Source organism: uncultured Agrococcus sp. (assembly GCF_945915485.1).
Classification (GTDB): domain Bacteria; phylum Actinomycetota; class Actinomycetes; order Actinomycetales; family Microbacteriaceae; genus Agrococcus.
The window spans coordinates 21,325-33,731 of sequence record NZ_CAMEFJ010000011.1; the positions used below are offsets into that span (position 1 = coordinate 21,325).

At 65.1% G+C, this 12,407-nt stretch carries 13 protein-coding genes; 6 read left to right on the forward strand and 7 right to left on the reverse strand.

Annotated elements, in window-relative coordinates; genetic code table 11:
• Positions 1-164: 164 nt before the first annotated feature.
• Positions 165-1,550 carry a DUF418 domain-containing protein gene (locus Q0O95_RS03705; protein ID WP_293695406.1) on the forward strand — a complete coding sequence of 462 codons (1,386 nt, stop codon included), beginning with the start codon at positions 165-167 and terminating at the stop codon, positions 1,548-1,550.
• Positions 1,551-1,803: 253 nt separating this feature from the next.
• A complete protein-coding gene (locus Q0O95_RS03710) occupies positions 1,804-2,652 on the forward strand; it encodes an aldo/keto reductase (RefSeq protein ID WP_293695408.1) in 849 nt (282 codons plus the stop codon).
• A 176-nt stretch (positions 2,653-2,828) separates the two neighbouring features.
• On the opposite strand, the gene Q0O95_RS03715 is transcribed toward Q0O95_RS03710, so the two are convergent.
• The gene (locus Q0O95_RS03715) at positions 2,829-5,459 is read right to left on the reverse strand and encodes an MMPL family transporter (protein ID WP_293695410.1); all 2,631 of its coding nucleotides are present in this window, start codon (positions 5,457-5,459) and stop codon (positions 2,829-2,831) included.
• A 24-nt stretch (positions 5,460-5,483) separates the two neighbouring features.
• Positions 5,484-6,212 (reverse strand): TetR/AcrR family transcriptional regulator, encoded by a 729-nt coding sequence (locus Q0O95_RS03720; RefSeq protein WP_293695412.1) that lies wholly within the window; start codon positions 6,210-6,212, stop codon positions 5,484-5,486.
• Between the two features lie 194 nt (positions 6,213-6,406).
• On the opposite strand from Q0O95_RS03720, the gene Q0O95_RS03725 reads away from it, so the two are divergent.
• Together Q0O95_RS03725 and Q0O95_RS03730 are read left to right on the forward strand one after the other, a co-directional pair.
• Positions 6,407-6,685, forward strand: coding sequence for a type II toxin-antitoxin system Phd/YefM family antitoxin (locus Q0O95_RS03725; protein ID WP_293695415.1), 279 nt, complete (start codon positions 6,407-6,409; stop codon positions 6,683-6,685).
• The gene (locus Q0O95_RS03730) at positions 6,685-7,089 is read left to right on the forward strand and encodes a type II toxin-antitoxin system VapC family toxin (protein WP_293695418.1); all 405 of its coding nucleotides are present in this window, start codon (positions 6,685-6,687) and stop codon (positions 7,087-7,089) included. Before Q0O95_RS03725 ends, Q0O95_RS03730 begins: the two co-directional genes overlap by 1 nt.
• 35 nt (positions 7,090-7,124) lie before the next feature.
• Here Q0O95_RS03730 and Q0O95_RS03735 read toward each other — a convergent pair whose 3' ends face one another.
• From Q0O95_RS03735 to pdxS, 3 genes are all read right to left on the reverse strand, one after another.
• Positions 7,125-7,532, reverse strand: a complete 408-nt coding sequence (locus tag Q0O95_RS03735; RefSeq protein ID WP_293695421.1) for a Rid family hydrolase — start codon at positions 7,530-7,532, stop codon at positions 7,125-7,127.
• 67 nt (positions 7,533-7,599) lie between these two features.
• The gene (gene pdxT / locus Q0O95_RS03740; RefSeq protein WP_293695424.1) at positions 7,600-8,214 is read right to left on the reverse strand and encodes a pyridoxal 5'-phosphate synthase glutaminase subunit PdxT; all 615 of its coding nucleotides are present in this window, start codon (positions 8,212-8,214) and stop codon (positions 7,600-7,602) included.
• On the reverse strand, positions 8,211-9,128 hold the full coding sequence (pdxS, locus tag Q0O95_RS03745; RefSeq protein ID WP_293695426.1) for a pyridoxal 5'-phosphate synthase lyase subunit PdxS: 918 nt from the start codon (positions 9,126-9,128) through the stop codon (positions 8,211-8,213). The genes pdxT and pdxS overlap by 4 nt, the downstream gene beginning before the upstream one ends.
• A 264-nt stretch (positions 9,129-9,392) precedes the next feature.
• Here pdxS and Q0O95_RS03750 point away from each other — a divergent pair, with 264 nt between their 5' ends.
• Positions 9,393-10,889 carry a PLP-dependent aminotransferase family protein gene (locus Q0O95_RS03750; protein WP_293695428.1) on the forward strand — a complete coding sequence of 499 codons (1,497 nt, stop codon included), beginning with the start codon at positions 9,393-9,395 and terminating at the stop codon, positions 10,887-10,889.
• Positions 10,880-11,509 carry a M23 family metallopeptidase gene (locus Q0O95_RS03755; protein ID WP_293695431.1) on the forward strand — a complete coding sequence of 210 codons (630 nt, stop codon included), beginning with the start codon at positions 10,880-10,882 and terminating at the stop codon, positions 11,507-11,509. The genes Q0O95_RS03750 and Q0O95_RS03755 overlap by 10 nt, the downstream gene beginning before the upstream one ends.
• A gap of 70 nt (positions 11,510-11,579) precedes the next feature.
• Here Q0O95_RS03755 and Q0O95_RS03760 read toward each other — a convergent pair whose 3' ends face one another.
• Complete coding sequence (locus Q0O95_RS03760; protein ID WP_293695434.1) at positions 11,580-11,993, reverse strand: VOC family protein; 414 nt, start codon at positions 11,991-11,993, stop codon at positions 11,580-11,582.
• A 31-nt stretch (positions 11,994-12,024) separates the two neighbouring features.
• On the reverse strand, positions 12,025-12,363 hold the full coding sequence (locus tag Q0O95_RS03765) for a hypothetical protein (RefSeq protein WP_293695437.1): 339 nt from the start codon (positions 12,361-12,363) through the stop codon (positions 12,025-12,027).
• Positions 12,364-12,407: the final 44 nt, after the last annotated feature.

Genomic DNA, 12,407 nt, shown 5'->3' on the forward strand with positions numbered 1-12,407 from the left:
GACACGCCGTAGAAATGCCTCGCCATCGCCAGGCGACCGAGAAATTGACGGTTGAAGGGCGGCGGGATGCTGGCGATATGTTGCGGCGCGCGTGACAGTTGTCACGCCGCATTCATGACGGCGCACTGCTGCGCTGCGTCGCGCATTGCCGCACAATGGATTGCATGAACGCTGCGACCGGAGCACCTCAGCCGTCCGCCCCGTCGGGGCACAATCCATCCGTTCGCTCGCTCGCGCCCGATCTAGCGCGAGGGCTGATGCTCATGCTGATCGCGGCCGCGAACGTGTCGTGGTTCCTGTGGGGGCGTGAATCGTCGGAGACCGGCGTACATCTCACCGATGGCAGCATCTTGGATCGCGTGGCGCAATTCGTCATGATCGTCACGGTGGATGGCCGCATCTATCCGCTGTTCGCCTTCCTGTTCGGCTACGGCATGGTGCAGTTCGTGCGCTCGCGGCTTGGCAGGGACGAACCGTACCCGGAAGTCAGACGGATGCTGCGCCGCCGTCACTGGACGATGCTGCTGCTGATAGGTCCGCTGCATGCGGCGCTGCTGTTCATGGGCGACATTGTGGCGGCGTACGGACTGGTCGCACTGATTCTGGTCGGTATCTTCTTCGACCGACAGGAGCGCACGCTCTGGATCTGCGTATGGATACTGGTCGGGCTGTGGGCGCTCAATGCAGTGTTCTCGATTATGGGAGGGGTCGGCATGGCGTTGTTCTCGCCGGACTTGATCCCCCTCATGTCGAAGGGAATGCCCGATATTCAGGGTATGACCGTCGGGCAGGAGAACTACCTCTGGAGCATCGTGGGCCGTCTCGGCATGTGGGCAATGGGCGGGCTCACACAAGGAATTATCAGCGCGGTGCCGATCACGATTCTGCTGGGATGGATCGCCGCACGCAGGGGCATCCTCGATAATCCGGCCGCGCACAAGCCGCTGCTGCAGCGCGTCGCACTCTTCGGCATCGCGATCGGTTGGCTCGGCGGCCTTCCCTCGGCGCTCACGCACGTTGGCGTACTGACGGTGCCGAGCTGGACGTTTACCGGGCTGGACACGATCGCGGGTGCTGCGGGAGCCGTCGGCTACGTCGCGCTCTTCGGTCTGCTCGCAGCCCACTGGCAGTCAGCGCCACCCGCCCCCATTCGCTGGGTCGCCGCGGTCGGCAAGCGCTCGCTCACGTTCTACCTGTGGCAGTCGCTCATCTTCGCGCCGCTGTTCAGTGCATGGGGCTTCGGCGTCGGCGGCACGGTCGGTACTGCGGGCGCGCTCGGTATCGCGATGCTCGTGTGGCTCGCATCGGTTCCGATCGCGGTGCTGCTCGAACGGAGAGGCGCTCGAGGGCCGGCGGAGGCCGTGCTGCGGCGCATCACCTACGGTCGCGTCGGCACCAGCGGAATGAACGCAGGAGCGCAATATCCGAACGGCCGCCCAGAAGCCCCACCACCGTATCCACCGCCCGGCGCCGAACAGCTCCAGGGCGCGCATCCCAATGTCGATCACCCACAGACCGAGCGGATCCCGGGGCCCGAGCAGGACCGATAAGGGTGGACTACGCTACTTCTTCGATCTCGTAGGCCTGTGCCCTTTCTCGGTCAATGGCGACAGCCATCCACATTGCTTTGAGCGGCCGTATAGACCGAGAAAAGGCACTGATGAAGTGCCGGATCCGGGTCGTGGTTCGTGAGGCTCGCCGTTGGATGGTTCATGCTCGGGAGGCCATGACGGATTGCTCAGTGACAGGATTGCTCAGTGACGACTACCGTGGGCGATTGTCGACGCGAGATAGTCTGACGCTATGAGCATCCCCAACTATCGACTCAATGACGGTCACGAGATTCCCGGCATCGGCTTCGGCACGGCAGGGCTCCTCGAGGACGACGGCTACCGAGCCGTTCGGAGCGCCATAGAAGTCGGTTACAGGATGATCGACACGGCGATGCGCTACGGCAACGAGGAGCCGGTGGGCAGGGCGATTCGCGACGCGGTGGCCGCGGGAGATGTGACCCGCGATGAGATCACCCTGATCTCGAAGCTCCCGGGGCGCGACCACGGGTACGACGCAGCACGGGCATCCATAGAGGGGTCGCTCCAGCGACTCGGGCTCGAGCGCATCGACATGTACCTGATTCACTGGCCGCTGCCGCGGTTGAACGAGTACGTGAATTCGTTCAAGGCGATGCTCGATGCTCGTGCAGAGGGGCAGATCGGCAGCGTCGGCGTCTGCAACTTCACGCCCGAGTACCTGCGTTGCCTCATCGACGAGACAGGCGTGACCCCTGCCGTGAACCAGATCCAGGTGACGCCCGACCTGCCGCGCAGTGACTGGCGAGAGGTGCACGCCGAGCTCGGCATCGTGACCGAGGCATGGAGTCCGCTCGGCGGTCTGCACGGTATAGGCGATGACACGAAAGAGGTCTTCACGGGCATCGCTGAGGAGCACGGTGTCGGTTTCGGGCAGGCGATGCTGCGGTGGCACACCCAGCAGGGCACCGTGCCCGTTGTGAAGTCCGGCAACCCCGACAGGCAGCGCGAGAACCTCGACGTGTTCGGTTTCGATCTCACGGATGCCGACTTCGAGCGCGCCGCAGCGCTTGCGAAGCCCGTGCATCCCGACTGGGACCCGGAAACCCACGAGGAGTTCTAGGCAGCTCATCCTCTGTCTTGCGCTGGACCTTGCGGCGAGCGGCCGTGTAATTCGGCAAACGCCTACTGAGCGCACTCATCGCTGGGCGTTTCCCGAATCGCCAGAACTGCCGGTTCGGGAAACGCCTACCCAGCACGCTGCTGAATAGGCATTTCCCGAATTGCGAGGGGTCGAGGCTAGCCGCGTTCCGTCTTCGACTCGGCGGAGTCTGTTGACGAATCGTCGTCCTTTGCGCCCGCGCCGGCATCCGCCGCAGCGACCTCGACAGGTCCGGTACCGGGGTGGCGTCGCTCGAGGCGTTCGCCCTCGACGTCGACGTTCGGCAGAATCCGGTCGAGCCACTTCGGCAGCCACCAGGCCGACTTGCCCAGCAAGTGCATGACGGCCGGAATCAGCAGCAAGCGCACGACGAACGCGTCGAACATCACGCCCACGGCAAGGCCGAAGCCCATCAGCTTGATCATGGCCGAATCACTGAAGATGAAGGCGCCGAACACCGAGATCATGATGATCGCAGCGGTGATCACAACGGCTCTTCCATTCCTCAACCCCAGCTGCACCGCCGTGCGCGCATCGTTGCCGTGCGCATACGCCTCTCGCATGCCCGAGGCGACGAAGAGCTGGTAGTCCATCGCGAGCCCGAACAGGATGCCGATCACGATCGTCGGGGCGAAGCTCAGAATCGGCTCGGGCGAGTGGATTCCGAGGACGCTGCCGAGCCAGCCCCACTGGAAGACAGCCGTGATCGCTCCGAAGGTCGCGAACAGCGACAGGACGAAGCCCAGCGTCGCCGTCAGCGGCACCAGCAGCGACCTGAACACGAACACGAGAATCACGAACGACAGCCCGACCACGAGTGCGAGGTAGCCGGGCAGAGCATCCGCCAGTCGCTCGGAGATGTCGATGTTGCCGCTCGCGCTGCCCGCGACGCCGAGCTCGATGTCACCCTCGAGCGGTGACAGGTCACGCAGATCGTGCACGAGGTTCTCGGTCGACTCGGCTGACGGACCCTCTTCGGGAATCACCTGGAACGCCAGCACGCTGTTGTCATCGTTCGTGGCGATCGGCGCGACCGCGTGCACGGCATCCCGCTCGGCGATCTGCTCGGCGATCTCCAGCTGCTGCGACACGAGGTCGTCGTCGCTCACGCTCTCCGGCGCATCGGCGACCACGAGGAGCGTGCCGTTCATACCCGGGCCGAACTCGTCCTCGATCGCGACGTAGGCGCGGTACTGCGTGGAGTCCTGCGGTTCGGATGCGCCGGTCGGCATCCCGAGTCGCATCGACAGCGCAGGAATCGCGATGATGAGCAGCAGCACGATCGCCGCCACGCCGGTCAATACGGCGCGCAGATTGCCCATCGGCTTCACCTGTGATGCAGAAGCGCTGCCGCCGTTCGAACCGATGCGCTCGCGTTCGCGCTTGCCGAGCGCTCGCATCCCGATCAGTCCCAGGAAGGCCGGAGTCAGCGTCGTCGCGATCAACACGGCGATGAAGACACCGAACGCGCCGACCGAACCCATGAGCCCCAGGAAACCGAGCCCGCTGACGTTGAGCGCGAGCAGGGCCACGATGACGGTCGCGCCCGCGAACACGACCGCGTTACCGGAGGTGCCGTTCGCGAGCCCGATCGACTCGTGCAGATCGTAGCCGTCCTTCAGCTGCCTTCGGTGCCGGTTGATGATGAACAGCGAGTAGTCGATGCCGACCGCGAGACCCAGCATGACACCGAGCACGGGCGTGACCGACATCATCTCGATCGCGCCGGAAAGGGCGAGCGCGGCCGTGGTGGCCACACCGACACCGATGACGGCCGACAGGATGGGGATGATCGCCGGCAGGAGCGCGCGCATCAGGATGAGCAGCGCGATGAGGGCGATCGCGACGCCCACGACTTCGCTCGGGCCGAGAATCTCTGGGATCTCCATCGTGAGTTCCTGTGAGAAGTCGACCGTGACGCCATCGGGGAGTTCGTTGGTGATGAACTCCGTGACGGCTTCGCGTACCTCGGGCGTCACGTCGAAGAGCGAGTCCTCGAACACGATCGCGCCGACGGCGGTGCTGCCGTCTTCCGATACCTGCCGGATACCGGCGGCGAGGTCGAAGAGCGCGCTGCCGTCCTCGAGCATTGCGAGCCCGGACTCGTAGTCCTCTTCGCCGTCTTCGAGCTCGGATCGAGCGTTGTCCAGCTGCTCCTGCTGCTGGTCCAGTTGTTCCTGGCCCTGGTCGAGTTGCTGTTCCTGGCCGACGATCTCGGGGTTGGTGGACGGGTCGACGCCCATCGCTTCCATCTGCTCTTTCGCCTGGTCGAGTTGCTCGCGGCCCTCGTCGAGTTCCGACTGCGCCTGATCGAGCTGCTCCTGCCCGTTCTCGAGTTCCTCCAGGCCCGCATCCAGCTGTTCTCGGGCATCCTCGAGTTCGTCGAAGCCGTCTGCGATCTCGCGTTCCTGGTCGGCGAGCTGCTGCTGCGAATCGAACGGGTCGACAGCGCTCTCGACCCCCTCGAGATCGGTCGTGTCGTCGAGAATTGCGGCCAGCGCATCCTGCTGCTCGTCGGTGAACCCGTCGCCGCTGTCCGTCTGGAACACGACCGACCCTGTTCCGCCGGCGGATTCAGGTATTTCGTCCGCCAGCTGGTCGGTGACCCTGGTGGTTTCGGTGCCGGGGATGTTGACGGTGCCGACGAGTGTGCCGCTGAACGCAAAGTATGCGCCCGCGCCGAGCCCCAGCAGCACGAGCCAGGATGCTATGACGACCCAGGCTCGGCGAGCTGAGGCTCGCCCGAGACGGTAGAGGAATTCTGCCACGATGGCCCTTTCGATGAGCGGGTATTAGCGAGGGGAAGTTGGTCCGGACTCCGTCGGCCAGGTGGCCGTGACTCTCGCGAGCAGCTCGTTGAAGCGCTCGCGGGATTCCGGGGTCAGGACGGTGTCCGTTTCTCGTGCCCAGTGTCGTGCAGCGGTGGAAACCCCGCTGATGACCTGAGCGACAGCGACCTCCGCGTCGAATGCGTCGAGGTCGCTGGATGAGCGGACGATCTCGCCAATGAGTTCGTCGCCGGTGCGGCTGAGTGTTGCGTGGAAAAGCTCGTCGGTGTGACCTATGACGCCCGGGTCGGGGCCGAGGCTTCTCGCGAAGAACGCGATCGTGTCGAGAAGATCGGGCACCTTGAGTGTGTGAACTCCGGCGTCGAACAGCGACTCTCGAGTTACGGATGGCTCGATGGCGCGGATGGCCTCACCGAATCGATCGACGAAATGGCGCAGCCTCTCTGATGCGAGCGTGATGAGCACCTCGTCGAGTGAGGCGAAGTGATTGAAGATCGTGCGGCGCGAGACGTCTGCCTTGGCCGCGAGTTCATCGACGGAGAAGAGCGCGGAACGCTGCTGCGCGACAAGGTCTTCCGCCGCCTGCAGGATCTGCTCTCGCGACCGCTGCTTCTGAGCTTCGCGGCGATCCTGCGCCGGCTTCGACGTGCCCTTGACGAAGCACTTCGACTGCTTGGTGTCGGTCGGGTCGTCGACGTCACCCGTTTCGGGAGCGGAGTTCGAAGCGATCACGTGAATACACTAAGTGCAACGTTGCACTAGGTGCAATCTGGAACGCCTTTCGATTTTCTATGGTTTCGCTGCCCTGGGGTGGCCGGCGCCGAGGGTGTTGCCTTCTTCCGTTGTCACACTCGTATGACCCCCTCTGCCGACAGATGGCAGTGTTCGACGCCGGCAATGTCAGACATAAGTAGTACAATGAGGTCATGCGCACAGTATCGAAACGAGAGTTGAACCAGAACACCGCCGGTGTCCTGGACGCCGTTACGGATGCTGAGGATGTGGTTGTGACCGAGCGCGGAAGGCCGCGTTGGCGGTTGAGCACCACGCGCGAAAGTGCCGACACGTTGCAGCGGTTCGAGCGTGACGGTCGCTACACGCCACCCTCGTCGGCACCCGCGCCTTGGCCGCAGCAGCCGGGAGGCCCGGAATACACCGAAGAAGAGGTGGACGAGCTCCTGGCGGACTTGCGCGGAGAACACTGATGGGGTCACTCGTGTATCTGGATTCCTCGGTCGCGCTTCGCACGATCTTGAATGTGCCGGAACGCAATGCGCTCGTTGCCTGGATGCAGACGCCCGATACGACGTTTCTGTCGTCGAGATTGTTACGCACCGAGGTCGTGCGAGTACTGCGTCGCGATGAACGGCCACTCTCCGACGGCGCCCCTCTGCTCGACCGAGTTGGGCTGTTGGATATCACCCGCGAAGTGCATTCGGTTGCGGAGTCCATCGAGCGCCATGTGAAAACCCTCGACGCACTGCACTTGGCCACGGCACTGCTCATCGGGGAACGCGTAACGGTAGCCACGCACGACATGAAGATGCTTGAGGTTGCCGGTCGCTTAGGGCTCAGGTCCATTGATCCCGTCAAGTCATCTAGCGTCTAATCGCCGGTCGTACCTCGTGCGTTGACGGTGGCTCGTCAGTCACGGACGGCGGCGGTTGCCTCGATCTCGACCAGCTGATCGTCGTAGCCGAGCACCGTGACGCCCAGTAGCGTGCTCGGCACGTCGTGGTCGCCGAATGCCGCTGCTACGACATCCCATGCCGTCACGAGATCCTCCTGGCGTGCAGACGCCACGAGCACGCGCGTCGAGATCACATCACGCATACTCGCCCCGGCCTCCGCGAGCGCGATCTCCAAATTCTCGATGCATTTCGCCGCCTGGCCGGCGAAATCGCCGATGGCGGCGGTGGAGCCATCGAGGTTCAGCGGGCAGGAGCCGGCGAGGAAGATAAATCGAGCATCCTTCGGTGCCGTGGCGGCGTAGGCGTACTGTGCGCGGTCGCTGAGATCTGCGGAACGGATGAGCTGCACGGCTGAGTTCATGTCTCCATACTCTCCTGCGCACAGCGTGTACCGCATCCCCCTTGCGAACGAGGTTGCGTCGAGGAGGCTATGCTGCGGCGTCCGCGGCCCGCTGCGCCGCCAGGTCGAGGAAGCGCCTGTGCAGACGGTTCTCGCCCGTGATCTCCGGGTGGAACGTCGCCGCCACGAGACGCCCCTGCTGTACTGCGACCGGCTGACCATTGTGGCGCACGATGGTCGCCACCCCGGGGCCGACGGCCTCGATGATCGGCGCGCGGATGAACGCGGCGCGCATCCGGTCGCCCGGAGTGCCATCGACGCTTATGTCAGCATCCGCCTCGAACGATTCCAGCTGCCCGCCGTAGCCGTTGCGGCGTACGGTGACGTCCAGGCCGCCGACGCGATCGAAGCCCGCGAGGGCGTCCGCGTCGAGCACGTGATCGGCGAGGAGGATGAGGCCCGCGCAGGTGCCGAGCACGGCGAGCCCGGTATCCACTCGCTCGCGCACTGCGGGCAGGAGCCCTGTCGAAGCAGCTAACCGTGCGATTGCGGTGCTCTCACCGCCCGGGATGACCAGCCCGCTCAGCCCCGTGAGTTGCTCCGGTCGACGCACCGGGGTCACCGATGCGCCAAGGGCCCTGAGGAGCCTCGAGTGCTCCTCGATCGCGCCCTGCAGGGCGAGGATGCCGACGCGTGCGTTCACCAGCCGCGCTCGGCCAAGCGGTGCGGTGCCGCGAGGTCGGCGACGTTGATGCCCACCATGGCTTCGCCGAGCCCGCGAGAGACCTTGGCGATCTCCGCCGGGTCTTCGAAGTGGGTTGTCGCGTGTACGACTGCGCGAGCGCGAGCCGCCGGGTCTCCCGACTTGAAGATGCCGGAGCCGACGAAGACGCCGTCTGCGCCGAGCTGCATCATCATCGCCGCATCCGCGGGCGTTGCGACACCACCCGCGACGAAGGTCACGACCGGCAGGCGGGCGTCGCGAGCAACCCGAGCGACGAGGTCGTAGGGCGCCTGCAGCTCCTTCGCCGCGACGTACAGTTCATCGGCGGGAAGGGCTGCGAGGCTCGCGATCTCGGCGTTGATCGTGCGGATGTGGCGCATGGCTTCCGAAACATCACCGGTGCCGGCCTCGCCCTTCGAGCGGATCATCGCGGCACCCTCGGTGACTCGGCGCAGCGCCTCACCGAGATTCGTTGCACCGCACACGAACGGCACGTCGAAGCCGCGCTTGTCGATGTGGTGCGTGTAGTCGGCTGGAGAGAGCACCTCCGACTCGTCGATGTAGTCGACGCCGAGCGCCTGCAGCACCTGGGCCTCGACGAAGTGACCGATGCGGGCCTTCGCCATGACCGGAATCGAGACGGTGTCGATGATGCCATCGATGAGGTCGGGGTCGCTCATACGTGCGACGCCGCCCTGCGCCCGGATGTCGGCGGGAACGCGCTCGAGCGCCATGACGGCGACGGCACCGGCATCTTCAGCGATGCGGGCCTGGTCGGGCGTGACGACGTCCATGATCACGCCGCCCTTGAGCATGTGGGCCAGGCCCTTGTTCAAGCGGGTTGCCGGAGTTGTTTCGCCCTGCTCAGCGGTGCGCTCTTGCGTCGTCGTCATGGTGCTCCTTGTTCGGTGATGTGCGGAAATTTGCTTCTCAGATTTGCGCGGCGTCGGTGCCAGTTTCATGCCGCGCCAGAAGGTTTTTACGGGTCGAGACGGCGTCCAGACCCATAAAAACCATCTAGCACTGCTTGGAAAACCTTCCGGTGTTGCCGCGTCGTGTTCGTTCGTCGCCGTCATTCAGCTTGCTGTGCGCGATTGGTCTACGGCAAGATCCAGTTCAAGGCACATTGACTAGACCAGTTCGCGTAGCATTGCACCATGTTGCCCTTCGTGATCGATCGCGCATCCGTCGTCCCGATCGCGGCGCAAATCGCCGCGGGCGTCCGCGGGTTCGTCGCCGACGGTGCTCTGGAAGCCGGCCAATCGCTTCCCTCGTCCCGCAGACTGGGGCAGCAGCTCGGTGTCGCAAGGGGCACGGTGGTCTCCGCCTACGATCAGCTCGTGAGCGAGGGCTATCTCGTGACGAGAGCGGGAGGTGCCACGCGCATCCACCCCGATGCCGCGAGGGCAGACGGGATCGAACGAGCGAGTTCGAACGTGAAGGAGCCGGCCGTGGCCGTGGGCGAATCGTCGCAAGGACGGCACCGCTCGCAGTGCGCCCGGCAAGATGCGCGCAAGCGGCCGGATGCCGTGGACCTCATGCCGGGCAGGCGTCCGGCACCGGTCATCGACGACGCCGCGTGGCGCGAGGCGTGGCGTAAGGCGGCGACCGCGAATCGGGTCGACTATTCTCCTCGGGCAGCGGTGGCCGGCCTGCAGGAGCTGCGCCTCGCAATCGCAGAGCACCTGCGATTGCTGCGGGCGATGGTCGTCGACCCAGACTCGATCATCGTGACGGGAGGCGCACGAGATGGGCTGACGCTCGTCCTCGCAGGGCTGGAAGCCGCACCGGTCGCAGTCGAGTCCCCCGGCTATCCCGGCTTGCGACGCGTACTGCAGCGCCGCGGGGTGCCGGTGCGAGAGACGCCGGTCGATGGCTCCGGGCTGATCCCCGCGAAGCTGCCGCGCGACTCCCGCGCGGTCCTCGTGACGCCGAACCACCTGTTCCCCGTTGGCGGCAGCATGCCCGCGGCGCGACGCATGGAGCTGCTGCGGCACGCGTCCGAGACCGGCATGCTCGTCATCGAGGACGACTTCGACAGCGACTTCCGTCACGTCGGTGCCCCGGTGCCGACGCTGTTCGATCTGCACTCGGATGCCGTCATCCACGTCGGCACGTTCAGCCAGGTGCTGACGGCAGAAGCGGGTGTCGGCTATGTCATTTTGCCGGATGATGCTCGGGATGCGCTGCTTGCTGCGGCGGAGGACCTCGGGCCGAGTACGCCCGCGATAGCGCAGCGAGCGGTCGCGGATTTCCTGCACTCCGGCGGTCTGCGGCGGCGCATCACCCGCAGGAGGCGCGCGCTGATCCGTCGCCGTGACCTGCTGCTGCAGGAGCTCGCGGGGCTGCCGGTCGACATGATCTCCGGCGCCCACGCGGTTGTCAGAACGCACGGCGCCGGCAGCGTTCCTGCCGTTATCGAGCGCTGCGAGTCTCGGGGGGTTCTGGTCGGTGACCTCTCGGCGTACTGGAGCGGCGGCATCCGAGAGTCACCAGCGCCGGATGCGGAGGAGGGCATCGTCCTGCAGTGCGATGACACTGCCGACGACGACCTGCTGTTCGCGCTGCGGGTCATTCGCGAAGCGCTGGACGACGCCTCGGTCACCCTGGCTCGATGCGAGGAGAGGGACGGTTGGAGTGAGGGATGCGCGTGATTACTGCAATCGACCTTGAATATCCCTTCTCGGGTCGATGGCTGACACAGAACAGCCCGGCAGTACGTGTGCCGAGCCATGGCACCGCTCTTTTCGGGACCTCCTACGCGATCGACTTCGTTCCCGTCGATGATCGCGGCCGCACTGCGCCGTTCACGCTTGCGTCGCTTGTGCGCCCCGAGCGCCCGGAGAAATTCCCCGGGTTCGGTCGTCCCGTCCTATCTCCTGTTGCGGGTCGTGTTGTCGCAGTGCACGACGCCGAGCAGGATCACGGTGCCTTTCGCGGATTCCCCTCGGTCGCCTATGCGCTGACACAGCGTCGTCGAGTCGCCGCGGGCTGGATCGGCCTGGCAGGCAATCACGTGATGATCGAGGCGGACGGGGCGGTGGTCGCGCTGTGCCATCTGCAACACGGGAGCGTTTCCGTACGTGCCGGCCAAGCCCTGCAGATCGGTGACGTGGTCGGCCGGTGCGGCAATTCCGGCAACTGTACGGAGCCGCACCTGCACCTGCAGGCGATGGATCACCGGGACCCGCGGCGTGCGCGAGCCGTTCCTATCACGTTCCGGGGCGGGCTGCCCCGGAACGGAGAGATCATCGAGGCGGCGCCTGGCGACTGAACTGCTTGTTTATTGAGGTGTCGTGCCGAACCGCTTGGATCTTCGAGCCGCTCCCGCAAAAGCAAGCACTTCAGTCGCCTTGGCCGAGCACCTCGAGGTAGTGCGGGCTGTGCATGATCCCCAGGATGTTCCCGAACGGATCCGCGACGTACGCCGTCACCCACCCTTCGCTGCGGATCGTGGGCGGCTCGATCTCTTGTGCGCCGAGCTCGAGTAGGCGCTCGAAAGAGGTCTGCACGTCGTCGACGTGCCAGTACGTGACCGCGCCCGCGGGGCTTGCCGCACCATGACCGGGCGGGCGGTAGCGGCTGTCGATGAGGCCGAGTTCGTCCTCGCTGTCGCCGATACGGAACTCGACGTATGCGGGCTCCTCGATGGAGGGCTGTGCGAAGTAGGGGTCGACGCCCAGCAATTCTCGGTACCACTCGACCGCGGCCGGTACGTCGTCGACGAAGAAGGTGATGGTGGTGAATCCTCGTAGCATGGTGCTTCCTTATCTCTGAGTTCTTACTCGATTAGTCCTGTGGGGTGTGCCGGCGGTACGTTTCCATGCCGGCCGGGCGCATGCGGCCCTCGGCGATGAGCCGCTCGGCAACGGCGATGTTTCTTGCCGACCAGTTGCTGCCGCGTCGCCGTGGCGAGTACCGCTGCAGATAGGTGCTCTCGTCGCCAGCGCGGCGGTGGCTGTCGATCCAGCCGAAGCAGAGCGCTATTTCTGTCGCTTCCTCTGGCTGCACGGACTCGATGCCCGATGCCTTCTTGCCGACTCGAATCCAGACCTCGTCGACTTGCTCGTGATGGCGTTCGAGCCAGTGCTCCCATTCGGTGGTGTTCCGTGCGGTGATTTCTTCCATACTTCGATGGTTCCAGCTAAAGTGCTCACGGAATGAGCACTTTC